The organism is Acinetobacter haemolyticus (assembly GCF_003323815.1).
GTDB lineage: Bacteria > Pseudomonadota > Gammaproteobacteria > Pseudomonadales > Moraxellaceae > Acinetobacter > Acinetobacter haemolyticus.
Map to the genome: position 1 here is coordinate 1,815,864 of NZ_CP030880.1, position 21,038 is coordinate 1,836,901.

A 21,038-nucleotide genomic window follows, 5' to 3' on the forward strand; every position below is an offset into this window, starting at 1 on the left:
CTCAATGTATGTACATATTTACCATTGTGGATGATCTAAACTGGTGCAACAATGCGTAATTTAGGAAAAGATATTTACGTTATGCGCAAAAATCACGAGGGTGGACTGTTACATGCCATGCATGCTTTCCTGAAAGTGATTGACAGTGGAAGTTTTACGGCAGCAGCAGAACAGATGGATTTGACCACAGCACAGGTGTCACGTCTGATTAGCGAATTAGAAACGCGTTTGGGTGTAAAGTTGTTGCAACGTTCAACTCGACAGCATGCATTGACCGATATTGGTGCAACCTATGCGGAACGCTGTCGTCAAGTACTTTCAATCATAGAAGAGGCCGAAGCAGAGGCAACAGGGACTGCTGCAAAACCCAAAGGTCGATTACGTATCCAGAGTATGGCCAGTTTTGGACATTATTATGTTGCACCTGTAATGGCTGAATTCTGCCAAACTTATCCAGATCTCACGGTTGAATATCGCACATCGCAAAATGCGCCAGATCTTTTAGCCAAAGGGATTGATGTTAGTTTGTATTTAACAGAGTCTTTGACTGATTCAAGATTTGTTGCTCGTCGAATCGGTAGCATTTTTTCTGTTTTATGTGCTTCACCCGCTTATTTACAAAAACATGGCATTCCTCAGTCACCAGATGAGTTACATGATCACGCGTGTTTGCGTTTGGTGAATCCATCCATCACACCACAATGGCACCTCGTCGGTGAAAATAGCTGTTCCTATCAAATTGATATTTCAGGACAGTTAATCGCAGATACACCTGAACTCTTGTTAGATATGGTGCAACAAGATATGGGAATTGCACTATTGCCTATGTTTGCTGTGATTGATGCGGTTCGGGCTGGACACTTATGTCACATTTTGCCAGCTTGGCGCTCTCCGGATATTGGTGTTTATACCTTATTGCCTTCACGGCACTTTATCGATGCGAAAACACGTGCATGGTTAAATTGGGTAGAGCAATATATCGCACCAAAAATAGAACAGGATACTTCTTATTTTTATCAATTAACCCATCGTGAATAGGACTTTTAAAAAACAAAATAACTGTAATAAATCATCCACAATAATAATTTTAAATGCTCCTTCAAACTAAATTTGCGGAGCATTTGGGATCAGTGAATTTATTTATGCACATGACTGCTGAAGATAAGTATTTGCATAATTTGATAAGTTTTTTCGGTTCAATGTCTGATTGATATTTTGGCTAGCCAACATCAATTTTTCGAGATGAATGCCTGTTTCATATCCAATGTGAGACAGTAAATAATACAAGTCCTCAGTTGCAACATTCCCTGATGAGCCTTTGGCATAAGGACAACCACCCAGTCCAGCAAGCGAAGAATCAAAAACTCGAATACCTTGCTGTAAAGATTGATAGATATTGGCGATTGCCATGCCATAAGTATTATGAAAGTGTCCTGCCAAAATCTTGCTATCCAGTTCTGCTAAGCATGCTTGCCAAACTTTCTGCACTCGATCTGGTGTTGCTGTCCCAATGGTTTCACCCAATGAAATCTCATAACATCCCATGTCATGCAGCCGTTTGACGACATTCACGACTTGTTTGGGATCGATTGCACCTTCGTAAGGACAGTCCACCATACAAGAGACATAACCACGTACACGAACATTGTTTGCTTGCGCCGCTTTGAAAATTTCAGAGAATCGTTCTAAGCTTTCATCGATCGAGCAGTTGATATTCTTTCGAGTAAAACTCTCAGAAGCTGCGGTAAAGACCGCAACCTCTTTACATCCAACTGCTAGAGCGGCTTCGAAGCCTTTAAGATTAGGCGTGAGCAAGCTCAAATTTAAATCATTGCGTTGTGGCAACAATTTAAATAACTCATCGCTCTGCGCCATTTGTGGTACCCATTTGGCTGATACACATGAACCCACTTCAATAGACTTTAAACCTGCATCAATTAAATCATTGATAAAACTCAATCGCTGCTCAATGCTTAAAGCTTGTTTCTCGTTTTGCAAACCATCACGAGGTCCAACTTCTACAATCTTTACATAGTCACTCATGCAACTTCCTCCTCAGCAGCTTGGAAGTCCACAAGTTCATCGCCAGCTTTGACTTGATCACCCACTTGGAAATAAGCATCTAAAATGACACCATCTTTTGGAGCACGAATGGTATATTCCATTTTCATCGCTTCAAGCGTCAAAAGCACATCATCTTTCTTCACGGTGTGATTTGCGCCCACAAGTAATTGTGTCACCACGCCTGGCATCGGTGCTTTGAGATGTCCTTGCTCAGATTGACCATCAGTTTGATTATAATCCTGACGTAAGTAGCTAAACTTATAACTTTGTCCAGCGTTGAACAGGGTAATGCCTTGCAAACCTCGGTTAAAGGCGAATTTTTGCTGAATTCCACCAATTTGAATATTTGCACTGTGCTGATCAGTCAATTGACCTATGATGTGATACTGCTGACCATTAAATTCTGCGTTAAACCCTTGTTCAGCAGCAGAAAACTTAATCTGAATATTTTGGTTTAAATAATTCAATTTAATGCTGTGTTGATATGTGACATTACTACGCCATAAGGGTTGTGCCAACCACAGTTGCTTTTGAGTTGATTGATTGCTTTGCATTTGGCTTAGAAATTCAATAAATGCAGTCGCAACAACAAACTCAGGTTTTATATTCGCTGGACTAAACAAAAATTGTTCTTCACGTTGGATTAGATTCGTATCCAATTTTGCTTGTTTGAACGAATCACAACGTACGATCTTTTCCAAAAAGGCAATGTTATTGCCTAAACCATCGACATGGAATTGACTCAGCGCGTGTTGCATTTGAATCAAAGCAGCTTCACGGTTTTTACCCCATACGATCAATTTGGCAATCATTGGGTCATAGAAAGTGGTAATTTCATCACCTTCAACGATGCCACTATCTACACGAACAAATTGGTTTTGCGCTGGGTAGCGTAGATAGTCAATTTTACCAATCGCAGGTAAAAACCCTTTTTCTGGTTCTTCGGCATAAATACGTGCTTCGAGGGCGTGCCCGTGAATCTTTAATTCATGTTGTAATTTTGGTAAAGGCTCGCCATAGGCAACACGTAATTGCCATTCAACTAAGTCCTCTCCAGTAATCATTTCAGTCACAGGATGTTCGACTTGTAAGCGTGTGTTCATTTCCATGAAATACGCCGTACCGTCTTGTTCAACAATAAACTCAACCGTACCTGCACCGACATAATTTACCGCACGCGCAGCATCGATTGCAGCTTGACGCATCGCATCGAGCTTTTCGCTAGGCATTTGTGGAGCAGGGGCTTCCTCTAATACTTTTTGATGACGACGTTGAACAGAACAATCCCGTTCAAATAAATGTACATAGTTGCCATGTGTGTCGCCAAATACCTGTACTTCGATATGACGTGGTTGAATCACATAACGTTCAATCAGTACATCATCATTACCAAAACTCGATTTGGCTTCGCGTTTACACGACGCAAGAGAATGTAGGAAATCTTCGCTACGTTCCACCAGACTCATGCCTTTACCACCACCGCCAGCACTGGCTTTGATCAATACAGGATAGCCAATACGATCTGCTTGTTGTTTTAAAAATTCAGCATTTTGATTTGTTCCGTGATAGCCCGGTGTTAGAGGTACACCTGCTTTTTCCATCAAAGCTTTAGAAGTTGCTTTCAAGCCCATCGCTAAAATGGCATCGACTGGAGGACCAATGAAACAAATATTATGCTGCTGGCAAGCTAAGGCAAATTGATCGTTTTCCGAAAGAAAACCATAACCGGGATGAATCGCTTGGCTTCCTGTATCAATCGCCGCTTGAATAATACGATCAGCTTGTAAATAACTTTGTGTTGCAGGAGATTGACCAATATAAATCGCTTCATCAGCAAGTTTAACGTGTTGTGCATGTGCGTCTGCATCTGAATAAACCGCAACCGTTGCAATACCTAATTTTTTGGCGGTACGAATCACACGGCAAGCAATCTCACCACGGTTCGCAATTAAAATCTTTTCAAACATGTTGATCATCCTTAATTGTTGTTATTAGAATTTGAAGTCCACGCAGGGGCTTTCTTACTTAAGAAAGCGGTTAAGCCTTCTTTTGCCTCACTGCCTTGACGGACTTGTGCAATATGTTGAGCAGTTAGTCGAAGTAATTCATTATTCATACTTTGATTGCTGACCATTTGAATCAGTTGCTTAGATGCTGCTTGGGCATGTGGTCCACCCAGCAATAAAGCATCAATAATCTCTTGAACTTTTTTATCTAAATCTTCTGCATCCGCAATTTCATGTGCCAAGCCGATTTGTTTTGCTTCATGCGCTGAGATACGTTCAGCAGTTAAAAAATAGCGTGAAGCTTGTCTAGCGCCAATCGCACGAATCACATATGGACTAATCGTAGAAGGGGCAAGACCTAATCGAACTTCAGAGGTTGCAAATTTGGCATCTGTGCTGGCAATGCAAATATCACATGCAGATGCCAACCCCATACCACCACCAAAAGCGATGCCATGAACACGTGCAATCGTTGGCTGTTTTAAGGTTGCGAGTGCTTCAAGCATCTGTGCGAGTTTTAAAGCATCGGCTTCATTTTCTTCTGCAGAAGCTTGACCCGCTTGTTTCATCCAATTCAGGTCTGCACCCGCTGAAAAGCTTTTGCCACGACCTGCTAAAACCACCACTCGAACGTCATCACGACTATTTAAGGTCTTAAAACAAGTATGCAATTCTTCAATCACCGTTGTATTGAAAGCATTATGTAATTCAGGGCGATTCAGCCACACATATGCCACTTGATCATGCTGTTCCAGTTGTAAAAATTGATAGCTCATAAACACCTCTTACATGCGGAACACGCCAAATTTAGTCGGTTGAATTGGAGCATTCATTGCAGCGGCTAGACTTAAACCAAGTACTTGACGCGTTTGCGCTGGATCAATCACACCGTCATCCCACAAACGAGCAGAAGCGTAGTAAGGATGACCTTGACGTTCATACTGATCACGAATCGGTTGTTTAAATTCATCTTCTTCTTGTGCTGACCATTCTGCGCCTTTTTGCTCGATCTGATCACGCTTCAACGTCGAAAGTACGCTGGCTGCTTGCTCACCACCCATGACCGAAATACGTGAGTTTGGCCAAGTCCATAAGAAACGTGGAGAATAAGCACGTCCACACATACCGTAGTTACCTGCACCAAAAGAACCGCCAATGATGAGTGTAAGTTTTGGTACATTTGCAGTTGCCACCGCCATCACCAGTTTGGCACCGTGCTTGGCAATACCTTCATTTTCGTATTGGCGACCGACCATAAAGCCAGTGATATTTTGAATAAATAACAACGGAATATTGCGTTGGGTACATAACTCAATAAAGTGTGCACCTTTTTGAGCTGACTCTGAAAATAGAATGCCATTATTGGCAATAATTCCGACAGGCATCCCATAAAGTGATGCAAACCCTGTGATCAAGGTTGAGCCAAAACGAGCTTTAAACTCATCGAAACGAGAACCATCAACGATACGTGCAATCACTTCACGCACATCAAATGGCTTACGTGCATCTGTAGGAACTACGCCATACAACTCTTTCGCATCAAACAATGGTTCATCAATCTGCTTATTGAGTTCGTTTGGTTTTTTATTCAAATTGGCAACAATATTGCGTGCAATCGCAATCGCATGTTCATCATTTTCAGCGAGGTGATCAGCAACACCTGAGAGACGCGTATGTACATCACCACCACCCAAATCTTCGCTACTTACAACTTCACCTGTTGCTGCTTTAACCAGAGGGGGGCCACCCAAGAAAATCGTGCCTTGATTACGTACAATAATGGTTTCATCTGACATTGCAGGAACATAAGCACCACCTGCGGTACAACTCCCCATGACGACCGCAATTTGGGCAATACCTTGGCTCGACATACGTGCTTGATTGTAGAAGATACGCCCGAAGTGATCACGATCCGGGAAGACCTGATCCTGCATAGGTAAATATGCACCACCTGAATCTACAAGATAAATACAAGGTAAGTGATTTTGTTCAGCAATTTCTTGAGCACGTAAATGCTTTTTAACCGTAAGTGGATAATAAGTACCACCTTTAACCGTTGCATCATTGGCAACGATCATGCATGTCACACCATTAACCTGTCCAATACCCGCAATCACACCCGCAGCAGGAATATCATCTTCATAAACTTTATACGCAGCAAGTTGTCCGATTTCTAAAAAAGCTGTGCCAACGTCAATCAGTTGATCTATACGTTCACGTGGAAGCAATTTTCCACGTGCTAAATGCTTTTGACGTGCGTTTTCTCCGCCACCTAATGCAATATTTTGGGCAACTTGTGTCAAATCATTAACCAAAGTCTGCATAGCTTGTTGGTTTGTTCTGAAGTCTTCACTTCGCACATTAATTTTGCTTTGTAATTGATTCATATGATGCATCCTGATTTATCGTTATTATTTGGTTTCATTAAACAATTCACGTCCGATCAACATACGACGAATTTCAGATGTGCCTGCACCAATTTCATAAAGTTTTGCATCACGCCATAAACGACCAGCAGGGAACTCATTGATATAACCATTGCCACCTAAAGTTTGAATCGCTTCACCTGCCATCCATGTCGCTTTTTCAGCTGCATATAAAATGGCACTGGCAGCATCTTTACGTAAGCTACGATCGTGATCTGCTTTGTCACATGCCGCACCAACCGCATATACAAGCGCTTTACACGCCAACCAAGTTGAATACATATCAGCAAGTTTGCCTTGCATTAATTGGAACTCACCTAAAGCTTGTCCAAATTGTTCACGTTGATGTAAATACGGAATCACGACATCCATACAGGCATCCATAATGCCAAGTGGACCTGCGCTTAAAACTGCACGCTCATAGTCCAAACCACTCATCAGGACTTTAGCGCCATTACCGACACCACCCAACACGTTTTCAACAGGTACTTCTACATTGTCAAAAAATAATGGATAGGTATTTGAGCCTCGCATACCAAGTTTGTCTAAGTGATGACCATGACTAAAACCTTTCATGTCCTTTTCAATTAAAAAAGCGGTCATGCCTTTTGCACCTGCTTGTGGATCAGTTTTTGCGTATACCACTAAGACATCTGCATCACCGCCATTGGTAATCCACATTTTTGAACCATTTAAAACAAAATGATCGCCTTTCTGCTCAGCACGTAACTTCATACTGACCACATCAGAACCCGCATTCGGTTCAGACATCGCAAGGGCACCGACGTATTCACCAGAGATTAATTTAGGCAGATATTTCTGCTTTTGTTGCTCATTTCCATTACGGTTAATTTGGTTGATACATAAGTTAGAATGTGCGCCGTAAGAAAGAGCGATCGCCGCTGAAGCACGCGAAATTTCTTGCATCGCAATGATATGAGCAAGATAGCCGAGATTAGTGCCACCGTATTCTTCTGAGACTGTTAAGCCTAGTAAGCCCATATCGCCAAACTTTTTCCAAAGATGAGCAGGGAATTTATTGTCTTGATCAACTTGCTGAGCAATTGGTGCAATTTCCTTTGCACAAAATGCGGCAACTGAGTCTTGAAGTGCAACGAGTGTTTCATCTAGACCAAAATTCAAGCTACGTAGGTTCATTGTATACATCCCATTGGTTATATTTGTTGTTCCATAAGCATTGTTGTAGGTGCTTGTGAATTACCATACAATGATTTTTTAAAAAAGTGAATAGAGATTCATAAAATGATTTACAATTCACTTTATTTGTTAGAGAATAAATTTCATGAGTTATAAACGATCATCTTTAATGCAAGAACGGATGGAACAAAATCGCAAATCGATTTTAAGTTCTGCCAGAAAGTTAATTTCGGAGGGAGGGTTTAAAGACGCACAGATACAAACGATTGCGGAACAAGCAGGCGTTTCGAGTGGGTTGGTTTATCGCTACTTTGACAATAAGAGTCAGGTACTCATTGAAGTTCTGTCAGAAGCAATCAATACCGAACTTTTGGTAATTGATGCGATTACAGACAGTGATTTGTCAGCAGAGCATAAGTTGCACAAAGCAGTAGCAACTTTTGTAAAACGGGCGTTAAACAGTCCTCAGCTTGCATATTCACTCATGTTTGAGCCAGTTGATTCATTGGTAGAACATGAGCGTTTTCGTGTGAAGCAATTGATTAAACAGAGTGTGATTAAAATACTCGCAGATGGAAAGGCAAGTGGTGAGTTCGATCTGGAAGATCTAAATACCACAGCACTCTGTGTAGTTGGTGCAATGACTTACGTTGTAGTTGAGCCTTTAGACCCTGCTCAAAATACGAAGTTCGACCAGCAACACAAAGACTATTTTTCAAAGCAAATAGCTGATTTTTGTGTGGATGCAGTACGGAAAAAATAGACTTGTACGGCGATTAACATCATGGAATAGGCGGTTTGAAGAGTAGTTGCAGTAACAACAATTAGACCAGTTAAGATGAGAATTAGAAAGAATCAAGGAGAATGATTCAATGCAACACATACGGTTAAGCTACGCCTCTGGACCAAGTTCGCAGCCTTTAATTGGGATGACGATTGGAGAAAAATTCGACCAAGCATGCCAGCAATACGCTGAGCGAGAAGCAATCGTAAGTTCACATCAGAATAGACGATTAAGCTACAAAGAGTTGCAAGATGAAGTAAATGCTTTTGCTTGTAGCTTGCTTCAGCTTGGTTTGAAAAAAGGCGATCGACTCGGTATTTGGTCACCGAACTGTGTCGAATGGACAGTCACTCAGTTTGCAGCATTTAAAGCAGGGATTATTTTAGTCAATCTAAATCCCGCCTATAAAAGCCATGAACTCGAATATGTGTTAAATAAAGTTTCTTGCAAAGGATTGATTATCGCATCGCAGTTTAAAACCACAGATTATCAAGAGCTTCTGACACGCATAGCTCCTGAAATTGATTTCTGTACCAATAAACAAATCCATTCAGAACGTCTGCCTTTCTTAAAGTTTGTGATCAAAATTGATGAAAAACAACATACAGGTTTTCATCGTTTCAGTGATCTGGTCGTACCACCAACGCAGCAACAACTCGATCAATTACAGTTAGCAACGCAACAGTTGCAGTTTGATGAAACCATTAATATCCAATTTACATCAGGTACAACAGGCAATCCTAAAGGCACGATGCTCACCCATCATAACATTTTGAATAATGGTTATTTTGTAGGAGAGGGTATTCGTTTAACGCCACAAGATAAAGTATGTATATCAGTACCTTTATTCCACTGTTTCGGTATGGTCATGGGAAATCTAGCCTGTATCACACATGGTTCTACCATGGTGTATCCATCAGCAGTGTTTAATCCACTTGAAACACTAAAGACAATTCACAACGAACGTTGTACAGCAGCATACGGCGTACCAACCATGTTCATCGCCATCTTAGAGCATGAACAGTTTAACGAGTTTGATCTCTCCAGTTTACGCACAGGGATCATGGCGGGAAGCCCATGCCCACGTGAAATTATGCAGCGTGTGATTGATCGCATGCATATGTCAGAAATTACGATTTGTTATGGCATGACTGAGACTTCACCTGTAAGTGTACAAAGCTCAGTGAGTGACACCATTGATAAACGCGTCAGTACGGTTGGACATGTTCATCCTCATGTAGAAATTAAAATTGTTGATCTCGAAGGGCAAATTGTTCCTCAAGGCACATTAGGTGAACTATGTGTTCGAGGTTACTCTGTGATGGCTGGATATTGGGGCGAAGAAGAAAAAACTCGTGAAGTGATTGATAACGCTGGCTGGATGCATACTGGTGATATTGCGGAGATGGATGCAGAGGGCTTCGTCAAAATCAAAGGTCGTATCAAAGATGTCGTGATTCGCGGCGGTGAAAATCTATTTCCAAAAGAAATAGAAGACTTCTTATACACCCATCCTGCGATCTGTGATGTACAAGTGATTGGTCTACCTGATACACGTTATGGTGAGGAGCTATGCGCCTGCATTATTTTGCATGAACACCACCAGACCAATGAAGAAAGTATCCGTAATTTCTGTAAAGAGCATATCTCACATAATAAAGTGCCTCGTTATGTCAAATTCTTTAATGAATTTCCTATGACCGCATCAGGCAAAGCGCAGAAGTTTAAGTTACAGGAAATTATGCGCGCTGAACTGAATCTAACAGGGACTGTATTCGACTAAATGATGTTTTACATCAAGTAGAAAAAGCAGCATTTTAAAGTTGCAAAGGCAAAGGATCAGGACCCATGGCAAAAGATTTCAGCAGTCCAAAAGTGGTTGAAGAATATGATCAGCATATCCGTAAATTAATACCAGGATATGAAATCATTCATCAACAAGTAGATGCGATATTACAGTCCAGATTGAAAGCAGATGCTCATATCCTGATTGTAGGATGTGGGACGGGTTATGAGCTGGAATATCTTTTAAACAGGCATCCGCACTGGAAATTTACAGCGCTTGATCCTTCCTTAGCCATGCTTGAGAAAGCACAGGCGAGAGTCAGTCAATTGAATAAGTGCGCACAAGTTGAATTTGTGCATGGTGACACTTCACATTTACCTGATCAAATTTGTTTTGATGCAGCTCTAACTATTTTGGTGGCGCATTTTATTGCTGATGAAAACAAGCCTACTTTTTTTACAGAGATCCATGATCATTTAAAAGAAAATGGAATCTTACTGACCTATGATTTGATGACCTGTACAGACCCTCAGCAATTTCAAGCTTTACGTTATGTCTGCTTGGCACAAGGTTTGACTGAAGCACAATGTCAGAAAATGTTAGAACGAATGGAAAGCGATTTTTTCACTGTTTCATTTGATGAATATCAGGAATTACTTCACCACACAGGTTTTATGAATGTGTCTTCATATAGCCAAATTTTAATGTATCAAGGATTGATCGCGCAGAAAAAGAGGCGTCAAACGTTTTCTGCACAAGCGTCCTAAACAAGGTCTTGCATCTATGATGGAATAAATATTAAAGGACTCATTTAAACTTATTTTTTACCAAATGGTTAACAGTGACTTTTATAGCCGCTGCTAGATCTTTTTGTCCTAAAAAAAGAGTTAGTTTATCAATATAAGTATTTTAAAGGAGGTGAAAACCAAATAAATCAATGTGTTAATGCTTTAAAACAAAAAATGCGATGCAGTCATGGTTTCTGCAAAGGATACAACGCAAACAAATAGCGATCTTAAAACGGTATTTAAGATCAAAAAAGAAGGAAACTTATTTTAATGAAAAAGTTCATACTAACGGTGCAAAAAAGCGTGCTGACGCTGTCGATTGTGGCAGTCATGTCATCTGCTCATGCAGCTTCGGAGAGTGCCGAAATTGCACAGCTTCGCCAAGAAGTACAAGAGTTAAGGGCAATGTTGCAACATTATGTACAGCAACCTGCATCGACACAGCCAGCAAACAATCTAAACGCAGCAGCCACTCCAGTAACCACGCAAACGCCGACACCTAAACTAAAATCTGGTGCAGAAGTCAGTTTATATGGTTATATCCGTGCCGATGCGTCTTATCAAGCGAAAGGCGCATCCACGATGTACAACAATATCAGTGCTGTACCACTCAAAGGTACAGCGGAAGCAGCACAACAAAAAGATCGTTTACATTCAACTGCCAATGTCTCACGCATAGGACTCAATTTCACCACACCAACAGCAGCAGGCGATGTGGGCGGAAAATTAGAAATGGATTTCTTTGGTGGCGCTTCACGCGATCAATTCCGTATCCGTCATGCCTATTTAACCTTTGACAAATGGCTACTGGGTCAAACATGGTCTACTTTCATTGCACCTGAGTATTATCCAGAAACAATTGATGCAGCGACCTATGTGGGTGGGGCATTACAACGCTCACCATTGGTTCGTTATAGTGACAATATTACAGCGAATACCAGCTTTGCATTATCGGTTGAAGATCCTAAATACACAGCAAGCTCTGATCCTGAAAATAAAATGCGTTTACCTGCCTTTGTTGGGCGTGTAAATCATAAATTCGACAATGGTTCGATGCTGTCTGGGCGTAGTTTTGTGGCAGAGAAAAAAACTAGCAATGATGATGAATGGGCATGGGGTGTGGGTATCGGTGGAAAATATCAGTTAACGCCAACCACCTTTCTAAAAGCAGATTATAACCATATCAAAGGCGATGGACGCTTCCTGATGTGGAGCAATAGCAGTTATGCCATTGATGATCAAAACAATATACATAGCAATGAGTTTGATTCCATCTCTACAGGGATCACACATCAATTCACCTCGCAGTTCCGTTCAACCTTAGGCTACGGCTATATGAAAGCCAAAAGTGACAATAGCTTCGCTCGCCTAAATAAAGACAGTTCAAATCAAAATAAAGAATTATGGCAAGGCTGGATCAATGGCATGTACAACCCGTACAAACCTATCACGCTGGGTATGGAATATGTCTACGGTGAACGTGAAACCTTTGATGGCCGTACAGGTGCAGATAACCGTATCAACATGATGGCGAGTTATGATTTTTAATATAAATAAGACCTTGAATTATATGTTTTTTCTTTAAGGTGCAGTATGTCGTTTTAATAATGATTAGGAATTTATCTCATTGAGGAGATGCAGAATGACAACATCTACAGTTAATGTAAATGCAGTAATTGACGAAGCAAAGTTTACGCCTTTTCACTGGAGTATTTTACTTTGGTGTTTATTGATTATTATTTTTGATGGTTACGATCTGGTCATTTATGGTGTGGTTTTACCCTTACTGATGCAGGAGTGGTCACTTACTTCTGTGCAAGCAGGCATGCTTGCCAGTACCGCATTGTGCGGCATGATGTTCGGCGCCATGCTATTCGGTGCATTGGCAGATAAAATCGGACGCAAAAATGTAATTTTAATTTGTGTGACTTTTTTTAGTGGGTTTACCTTTTTAGGTGCATTCGCATCTAATCCTTTTGAATTCGGTATTTTACGATTCTTGGCGGGTCTAGGCATTGGTGGGGTAATGCCAAACCTCGTGGCGCTCACCTCAGAATATGCCCCTAAACGTATTCGCAGTACCTTAGTCGGCACGATGTTTAGTGGCTATGCGATCGGCGGAATCTTGTCAGCACTGATAGGAAGCTATTTGGTTGAAAGTCAGGGTTGGCAAATCATGTTCTTGATTGCGGGGATTCCATTAATTTTATTACCAGTTATGTGGAAATTCTTACCTGAGTCTTTAACTTTTTTGGTTAAAACAGGAAAAACTGAGCAAGCAAATAGCATTGTACAAAAAATCTCACCTCAACAGGCAATCAGCAGCAATACTCGTTTAACGCTAAATGAGGAAAATATTCCAACTGGTAGCTCAGTGAAAGGTTTATTCCAACAAGGTCGCGCATTCAACACACTGATGTTCTGGGTATTGTTCTTTATGTGCCTACTGATGGTTTACGCACTAAGTAGTTGGTTACCAAAACTCATGCTTGCAGCAGGGTATTCACTTGGTAAGAGTATCTTATTCTTATTTGCTTTGAATGTTGGCGCAATGATTGGTTCAATTGGTGGCGGTATTCTTTCAGATAAATTCCATTTGAAACCTGTGATCATGGGTATGCTCATGGCAGGTGTTGTGGCACTGATCGGCTTAGGATTTAACTCTCCAGCTTATGTGTTATATGGTTTAGTGACTGTTGCGGGTGCGGCGACGATTGGAACTTCAATTCTTCTTTATAGCTATGTTGCGCAATATTATCCATTAAGCGTTCGCTCTACAGGGATAGGCTGTGCTTCTGGTGTTGGGCGAATTGGTGCTATCGTAGGACCTATTTTGACAGGGTTGTTATTGACCTTAAACTTACCGCATACCATGAATTTTGTGATGATTTCTATTCCGGCGATGATTGCAATCTGTGCGATATTAAGCCTAAAACGTCATAAATTTGATGAAGAACAACAAGTAGAAGAAGTTAAAACCAATTTAACCGAATAATGCTTAAGTTAATATGATTTGATTCTTCTATAAAACACTAAAAGCACATCAGATAGGCTGATGTGCTTTTTTTATTTCAGACAGAACTTAAAATCAAAAGGATAAGAATAGAAGTGAGTTGGCTCAATTCCTGACCACCCTTAATTCATTAAAACACTTGGATTTCCATGAGACTAGTATCTATTTTTCATTCAATCTAGAAAGAAAAATAAATCTAACTCAGACCAAACCCTTTCCACACATCATTTTTATGAAAAAAAAGCATCTCTATTGAGATGCTTTATTGATATTTGATAATTTAGATTTCAATCGCAACAGCTGTTGCTTCACCGCCACCAATACACAATGCAGCAACGCCTTTCTTCTTGCCTAAACGTTTTAATGCATAGATCAATGAAAGAATAATACGTGAACCTGTCGCACCAATCGGATGACCTAACGCACATGCACCACCGTGAATATTGACTTTAGCTTCATCAATACCTAACTCATGAATCGGTGCCATAGCCACCATCGCGAAAGCTTCATTGATTTCCCATGCATCGACATCTTCAACCGACCAGCCAGCACGATCAAGTACTTTTTGAATCGCACTAATTGGAGCAATCGTAAACTCACTTGGATGTTGCGAATGACTCGAAGTAGCTACAATCTTAGCCAAGACATTTAAACCATTTGCTTGAACATAGTCTTCTGTAGAAAGCACCAAAGCGGCGGCACCATCCGAAATCGAACTTGAATTGGCTGCCGTAATCGTACCGTCTTTGCTAAAAGCAGGGCGTAGCGTTGGGATTTTATCTAGATTTGCTTTGAGTGGTTGCTCATCTTGATCAATCACTTCAACACCTTTACGTGTTTTAACTTCAACAGCGACGATTTCATCTTTGAAATATCCTTCTGTAATCGCTGTTTGAGCTTTTTTCAGTGAAGAAATCGCAAAGTTATCCATTTGCTCACGGGTGAAGCCTTTGGTATTAGCCATATCCTGAGCAAATGAACCCATTAAACGACCCGTTTCAGCATCTTCTAAACCATCCAAGAACATATGATCTTTGATTTCACCATGTCCCATACGATAGCCACCACGTGCTTTAGGTAAGATATATGGTGCATTGGTCATTGATTCCATACCGCCCGCAACCACAATATTTGCACTACCAGCTTTCAAAGCATCTGATGCCATCAATACTGCTTTCATCGCAGAACCACATAGTTTATTGATGGTCACAGCGCCAACATGATCTGGAACACCCGCTTTACGCATTGCTTGACGCGCAGGACCTTGACCAATGCCAGCACTCAATACACAACCAAATATCACTTCATTGACTTGCTCTGGTGCAATACCAGCACGTTGGATAGATTCACGGATTACAGCAGCACCTAATTCTGGGGCGGTTAAACTAGAAAGACTACCTTGAAAACCACCCATCGCGGTACGACTACCTGACACAATAACAATAGAACTCATTTTTATATCTCTTTAAATGTATGTTGTTATAAAACTGCTCCAGTTCAACAGACTAGAGCAGAATATCCAATCTCATTAAGCCACTAAAGATTTATCAAAAATTAATGGCACACCTGTTACCGCACGAATTTGCTCGAGTGTCACATCTTTTGCGAGTTCAATCAGTTCAACACCTTCAGACGTAATATCCATGACACCTAAATCCGTTATCACACGATGAACAACGGCTTGACCTGTCAGTGGTAAGCTACAGTTTTTCACAATTTTAGGTGTACCATCTTTCGCACAGTGTTCCATCAGAACCACAACTTTTTGAACACCTGCAACCAAGTCCATCGCACCGCCCATGCCTTTGACTTTCTTACCTGGAATCATCCAATTGGCTAAGTCGCCTTGTTCAGAAACTTCCATAGCGCCTAAAATTGCAATATTGACATGACCGCCACGGATCATTGCGAAAGATTCTGAACTTGAGAAAAATGCCGCACCCGCACGTGCAGTAATCGTTTGCTTTCCAGCATTGATCAAATCTGCATCTAAGGTTTCTTCAGTAGGAAATGCACCGATACCAAGCAATCCATTTTCAGATTGCAACCATACATTCATATTTTCTGGAATATAGTTGGCAACGAGGGTAGGTAAACCAATACCTAAGTTGACATAGAAGCCATCTTCGAGTTCTTGTGCAGCACGTTGTGCCATTTCATTACGTGACCAAGCCATTTTAAACTGCCTCCGTGCTTAAAGTTTTTTGTTCGATACGTTTTTCAGGTAAAGCATTTAATATAATGCGATTCACATAAATTCCTGGTAAATGGATTTCATCTGGATCTAATTCACCAATCTCAACGATTTGCTCCACCTCAGCGATGGTAATTTTTCCAGCCATTGCACATTCAGGATTAAAATTCTGAGCCGTTTTACGAAATATTAGATTGCCTGCTTTATCAGCTTTATAAGCTTTAATCAGTGAAACATCAGCAGTAAGCGATTCTTCTAAAATGTATTTTTTACCATCAAAACTGCGTTCTTCTTTGCCTTCGGCAATCAAAGTTCCAACACCAGTTTTCGTATAAAAAGCTGGAATACCAGCACCGCCAGCGCGTAATTTTTCCGCTAATGTTCCTTGTGGTGTCAATTCAACTTCAAGCTCGCCATTCAGATATTGACGCTCGAATTCTTTATTTTCACCCACATAAGATGAGATCATTTTTTTAATCTGTTTGGTATGCAATAAAATACCTAGACCAAAATCATCTACACCTGCATTGTTCGAAATACATGTCAGACCTGTTACACCGCTTTCTTTAACCGCCACAATGAGCTGTTCAGGAATTCCACATAACCCAAAACCGCCAACGGCGAGGGTTTGGTGATCAGCAACCACATCTTTGATTGCAGCTTCAGCGCTGGCATATACCTTATTCATTCTATTATTGTCCTATTGTCCCTTAGTGATTTAGTTTTAGCATTAGGACTAAGCGTATAGAAGTTGATTTTTCTCAAGGATTAATGAGTTAAATTAATGAATTAATTTTTTGGATAGATTTTATTCGTAAAAAAACAATAATTAATAAAGCTAAACATTTGAAAATATTTGTAATAAAAATATTTATTTGAGAGTGGGAAATATAAAACCAATTTCAATAATGAGTTATTTAAAATTTATACCTTATCAACGACTCAATAAATTGTGCCGAAATATGAGATATTTCAAAATTCTTTTTATAGACGATACCGACCGTTTTATGGATTGTTCCATCCTCAAGTTCAAGTAATACGTTCTCGGTTAAATCTATATGTTTAGCAAAATGACGTGGAATCGCGCTTACCCCAATACCGTGCGCAACAAAACTGGATAATGAAGAGATCTGATGGCATTCGATTTTTAAATCTAAAGTCATATTGTTGCGCAAACAGTTTTGCTCAACTAGGTGACGAACAATTGATGGCTTTTGTAGGGTAATAAAAGGATTGGCAAACAATTGTTGCCACGTAATACGTGCTTTGTCTGCTAAGGGATGGTTTTTAGGAAGTAAGGCGAGAAAGTCTTCATCAAACAAAGGCACAAACTCTAAGCCTTCTGTCAGTTCTGGTTCAAAACAAATGCCTAACTCAAAGATACCATCTTGGACTTTTTCGATAATGGTTTCATTTGGAATATCATGGATCGAGAAATTAAGATTTGGATGCTCAGATAAAAAAGAATGAATCACATCGGGTAAGATCGCATGGGTAAAAAAGGGCATCGAGGCGATACTCAGCGTACCGCGATTTAATTTAAAACGTTGTTTAACGTCATTTTCCATTTCATCCCAATTGGCCAGTAGTTTTTTTGCGTAGGGAATGAGGGATTTACCTTCTTGAGTCAGTTCAACACGGCGCGTGTTGCGATTAAAAAGTTTACCGCCGAGTTCTTCCTCTAAACTTTTGATACTCAGACTTAAAGCAGATTGGCTCAAATGAAGCTCAAGCGAAGCATTGGCATAATTTAAAGTACGCGCAAGTGCCAAAAATGCCTTTAACTGCTTAAGTGTCATCTTTTTCCCTGAGTGAAGTTGTTGAATAAGTCTAATTTATCGTAAAAATCAGCTAAATGTTATTTTAGACATTATTTTTCAAAGAAAAGTTGATCTATACAGCAAATAAAAACTCCCACAATCAGAAATTATGGGAGTTAAGATTAAAATTAGAGAATACGGAATTTCTCTAAAACTTATACTTTTAGTTTTTTAAGTCCACGGCTCACACCATTTTGTAATGCCAATTTGATAATTGGCCCAATAAAAGGCACACGACCCTTAAAGCTAATCGTATAGTCCAAACGACTACGATTATTTCCCAGATCAGTAAACTTCATCACACCGCGATGCGCTTTGATCGGTGCGATACCACTGGTAATTGCGTATTCAATTAGTTCATTTTCTTTATACACCAAATTTGTTTCGACAAATGAAGGCGTCAGTGGAATAGATAGCTTACGTGCTGAGCCAACCCCATTACGTGCATCTTGACCATCGCTCAAACGAGTCACTTTTGCTGGAGCGAAAAGTTTATTTAAATTTTCATGTTCACTGAGAATCGCAAATACCTTCTCGACAGGTGCATTGAACTCTTGAGTGATATTGACTTGTTGCATTTTTAGCATATCAATTCCTTTTTTTAATTTGACATAGCATATTGTCATTTTCGAAATATTAGCATGTTTTCATTCAATCTGGCATTTTCTTTGTCGGAATATCGAGCACATTAAAAAATCAGAGATATGTAAGCGAATATGCTTGTTCAATCCAATAAAATTGTGAATACTCATGCCACAAAGTTGAAGCTATAAAATTATTTTTTTGGGGTTAAGCAATACTGTGAAAACTTTTCCATTTTCTCGTTTACAAAGCGCATTATTAACCGTAGGTTCATTTTCATACCTCGGATTTACTCCAACAATAGCATATGCGGAACAAGAAAATGAGATACAACGTCTCCCAACAATTACAGTTACAGCTGAGCAAAATGCCAATCACCAGAACAGCGTAAATTTAACAGGCTTTACTGAACAAACCATTGCCAAAATCCCTGCATCAATCAATATTATTAATGCCGACCTTATTGCAGATCAACACGCAAAAACGCTAAAAGATATTGTAAAAAATGATGCGGCGGTCGGCGAGGGCTACGCACCTATTGGCTATTATTCAAACTTTGTGATGCGTGGTTTTGCACTCAATCTAGGATCAAGTTATCTACTCAATGGTAATTTGTTGAGAGGCGAACAAAATGTTGCGCTAGAAAATAAAGAGCAAGTCGAGATCTTAAAAGGTATTAGCGCGATCCAAAGCGGTATGTCTACACCGGGCGGAGTCGTTAACTATGTGACTAAACGACCAAAAGACATTCGTTCAGTTACCTTAGAAACAGATAGTCAGGGTGGTTATCGTGTTGCAACGGATATCGGCGATATGCTGGGTGAAAATCAACAATTTGGCTATCGAATCAATTTAGCGCATGAAGAGATTCATCCATATGTTGAACATACCAATGGAAAACGCTTGTTTGGTTCAGTTGCTTTGGATTGGAAAATTTCTGATGATTCCAAACTTGAGTTCGATATTGAATCACAACGCCAACGTCAGCGCTCGGTACCAGGCTATCAATTATTAGATGGAAAAACTGTACCTACCAATGTGGAATGGGATCGCTTACTGGGTTATCAAAGCTGGAGTAAATCCGTTACTAATGAAAGTCTGAATACGAGTTTAAAATATACGCATCGTCTCAATGATGATTGGACAGCAAACTTATCTGCTTCGCAAAGCCGTGTCGTGGTTGATGACTATTCAGCATTCCCATGGGGTTTCGGTTTTGATGGCACTTTTGATGAAAATGGCAACTACGATATTTATGATTTCCGTAGTCCAGATGATAGTTATTTAACAAATCAATTTAAAACAGGCTTAAACGGCAAGTTCGCAACAGGTACATGGCAACATAGCTTAAATATCGAGTTATCTCATACCTATAAACGACGTGCACAATATGATGCAATCAATGAACCCGTTGGTACAGGTAACATCTACAACAATACAGTGAACTATGCGCCTACAGATGTAGCCTTAGGCAATCGCTATAAGTCCCTTGATAGTCAGCAAACCGCATTAAACCTGCTTGATCAAATCCGTTTTAATGACTCATGGTCAGTTCTCATGGGTGGAAAAATCCTTTCTTTAGATGAAAAAGCTTATGATGCAGCAGCAAATAAGATTCGTGATACGGATTTAAACCGATTCTTGCCACAATTTGCAGTGATGTATCAACCTTGGGAAAATACACAGGTTTATACATCATTTAGTAAAGGTTTAAGTGATGGTGGACAAGCGCCGTGGTATGCATTCGGTAATGAAGAAAAAGGAATTGTCGGGAATGCATTTGAAACACTTGCCCCAACCAAATCCACCCAATATGAAGTGGGCATCAAACATCAATTACCATCTATGTTGCTTACAGCAGCAATATTTAATCTAGAGCAAGATCATCAATATACCAATGCTGATAACTATTATTTAACTGATGGCAAACAGCATAACGTAGGCTTAGAACTTGGTTTGCAAGGGCAGGTAACTGGAAATTTAGATATAATCTCAACTTTGGCACTGACGCGTTCACGCTTAAAGGAGATCAGTGTCTCTGAATATCAAGGTCATCAAACCCAAAATGTTCCGAAAGTACGTTTTGCAAGTTATTTATCATATCAATTGCCACAAGTGGAAGGCTTAAGATTACTGACAGGTATGCAATATAGTGCAAGTAAATATGCCAATAAAATAGGCAGCGTAAAAGTTCCGAGATACACAGTTTTCAATGCTGGTGCAGCATACAATTTCAAAGCTTATGGCTATGAGAATACGTTAAGGTTCAATGTTGATAATATATTCAATAAAAAGTATTGGAGAGATGCAGGAAGTTTCTTTGGGGATGATTACCTGTTCCTAGGCGCTCCACGTACCGCACAGTTGTCTTGGACTGTAAATTTCTGATAGATCGGCCATCTTAAAAGTGAATATAC

17 protein-coding genes are annotated in these 21,038 nt (G+C 40.1%); 7 read left to right on the forward strand and 10 right to left on the reverse strand.

Features of this window, described 5'->3' with window-relative positions:
- The first annotated feature begins 81 nt into the window (after positions 1–81).
- The gene (locus DS737_RS08335; protein WP_035375238.1) at positions 82–1,038 is read left to right on the forward strand and encodes a LysR family transcriptional regulator; all 957 of its coding nucleotides are present in this window, start codon (positions 82–84) and stop codon (positions 1,036–1,038) included.
- Positions 1,039–1,140: 102 nt separating this feature from the next.
- On the opposite strand, the gene DS737_RS08340 is transcribed toward DS737_RS08335, so the two are convergent.
- The 5 genes from DS737_RS08340 to DS737_RS08360 are packed head-to-tail and all read right to left on the reverse strand — an operon-like array spanning position 1,141 to position 7,654.
- Positions 1,141–2,043: a hydroxymethylglutaryl-CoA lyase gene (locus DS737_RS08340; RefSeq protein ID WP_005090529.1), complete on the reverse strand. Its 903-nt coding sequence runs from the start codon at positions 2,041–2,043 to the stop codon at positions 1,141–1,143.
- Positions 2,040–4,031 (reverse strand): acetyl/propionyl/methylcrotonyl-CoA carboxylase subunit alpha, encoded by a 1,992-nt coding sequence (locus DS737_RS08345; protein WP_113997290.1) that lies wholly within the window; start codon positions 4,029–4,031, stop codon positions 2,040–2,042. The genes DS737_RS08340 and DS737_RS08345 overlap by 4 nt, the downstream gene beginning before the upstream one ends.
- An 11-nt stretch (positions 4,032–4,042) precedes the next feature.
- Complete coding sequence (locus DS737_RS08350) at positions 4,043–4,846, reverse strand: enoyl-CoA hydratase/isomerase family protein (RefSeq protein WP_113997291.1); 804 nt, start codon at positions 4,844–4,846, stop codon at positions 4,043–4,045.
- A gap of 9 nt (positions 4,847–4,855) precedes the next feature.
- Positions 4,856–6,457, reverse strand: a complete 1,602-nt coding sequence (locus DS737_RS08355) for a carboxyl transferase domain-containing protein (RefSeq protein WP_113997292.1) — start codon at positions 6,455–6,457, stop codon at positions 4,856–4,858.
- 24 nt (positions 6,458–6,481) lie between these two features.
- Positions 6,482–7,654, reverse strand: coding sequence for an isovaleryl-CoA dehydrogenase (locus DS737_RS08360; protein ID WP_113997293.1), 1,173 nt, complete (start codon positions 7,652–7,654; stop codon positions 6,482–6,484).
- A 145-nt stretch (positions 7,655–7,799) separates the two neighbouring features.
- On the opposite strand from DS737_RS08360, the gene DS737_RS08365 reads away from it, so the two are divergent.
- The 5 genes from DS737_RS08365 to DS737_RS08385 all read left to right on the forward strand — a co-directional run bounded on the left by DS737_RS08365 (position 7,800) and on the right by DS737_RS08385 (position 14,007).
- Positions 7,800–8,417 (forward strand): TetR/AcrR family transcriptional regulator, encoded by a 618-nt coding sequence (locus tag DS737_RS08365; RefSeq protein WP_109441350.1) that lies wholly within the window; start codon positions 7,800–7,802, stop codon positions 8,415–8,417.
- Positions 8,418–8,526: 109 nt separating this feature from the next.
- Positions 8,527–10,221, forward strand: a complete 1,695-nt coding sequence (locus DS737_RS08370) for an AMP-binding protein (RefSeq protein ID WP_113997294.1) — start codon at positions 8,527–8,529, stop codon at positions 10,219–10,221.
- 65 nt (positions 10,222–10,286) lie between these two features.
- Complete coding sequence (locus DS737_RS08375; RefSeq protein ID WP_113997295.1) at positions 10,287–10,991, forward strand: class I SAM-dependent methyltransferase; 705 nt, start codon at positions 10,287–10,289, stop codon at positions 10,989–10,991.
- 291 nt (positions 10,992–11,282) lie between these two features.
- Positions 11,283–12,560, forward strand: coding sequence for a DcaP family trimeric outer membrane transporter (locus tag DS737_RS08380; RefSeq protein ID WP_113997296.1), 1,278 nt, complete (start codon positions 11,283–11,285; stop codon positions 12,558–12,560).
- A gap of 94 nt (positions 12,561–12,654) precedes the next feature.
- A complete protein-coding gene (locus tag DS737_RS08385) occupies positions 12,655–14,007 on the forward strand; it encodes an MFS transporter (RefSeq protein WP_113997297.1) in 1,353 nt (450 codons plus the stop codon).
- A gap of 298 nt (positions 14,008–14,305) precedes the next feature.
- Here DS737_RS08385 and DS737_RS08390 read toward each other — a convergent pair whose 3' ends face one another.
- The 5 genes from DS737_RS08390 to DS737_RS08410 form a co-directional block, all read right to left on the reverse strand.
- Positions 14,306–15,478 carry a thiolase family protein gene (locus DS737_RS08390; protein WP_113997298.1) on the reverse strand — a complete coding sequence of 391 codons (1,173 nt, stop codon included), beginning with the start codon at positions 15,476–15,478 and terminating at the stop codon, positions 14,306–14,308.
- A 75-nt stretch (positions 15,479–15,553) separates the two neighbouring features.
- Positions 15,554–16,201 carry a CoA transferase subunit B gene (locus DS737_RS08395; RefSeq protein ID WP_113997299.1) on the reverse strand — a complete coding sequence of 216 codons (648 nt, stop codon included), beginning with the start codon at positions 16,199–16,201 and terminating at the stop codon, positions 15,554–15,556.
- 1 nt (position 16,202) lies between these two features.
- Complete coding sequence (locus tag DS737_RS08400; protein ID WP_113997300.1) at positions 16,203–16,907, reverse strand: CoA transferase subunit A; 705 nt, start codon at positions 16,905–16,907, stop codon at positions 16,203–16,205.
- A 229-nt stretch (positions 16,908–17,136) separates the two neighbouring features.
- Positions 17,137–18,018 (reverse strand): LysR family transcriptional regulator, encoded by an 882-nt coding sequence (locus DS737_RS08405; RefSeq protein WP_113997301.1) that lies wholly within the window; start codon positions 18,016–18,018, stop codon positions 17,137–17,139.
- Between the two features lie 176 nt (positions 18,019–18,194).
- Positions 18,195–18,626 carry an SRPBCC family protein gene (locus DS737_RS08410; protein ID WP_075316505.1) on the reverse strand — a complete coding sequence of 144 codons (432 nt, stop codon included), beginning with the start codon at positions 18,624–18,626 and terminating at the stop codon, positions 18,195–18,197.
- A 214-nt stretch (positions 18,627–18,840) separates the two neighbouring features.
- Here DS737_RS08410 and DS737_RS08415 point away from each other — a divergent pair, with 214 nt between their 5' ends.
- Positions 18,841–21,009, forward strand: a complete 2,169-nt coding sequence (locus tag DS737_RS08415; RefSeq protein WP_113997302.1) for a TonB-dependent siderophore receptor — start codon at positions 18,841–18,843, stop codon at positions 21,007–21,009.
- Positions 21,010–21,038: the final 29 nt, after the last annotated feature.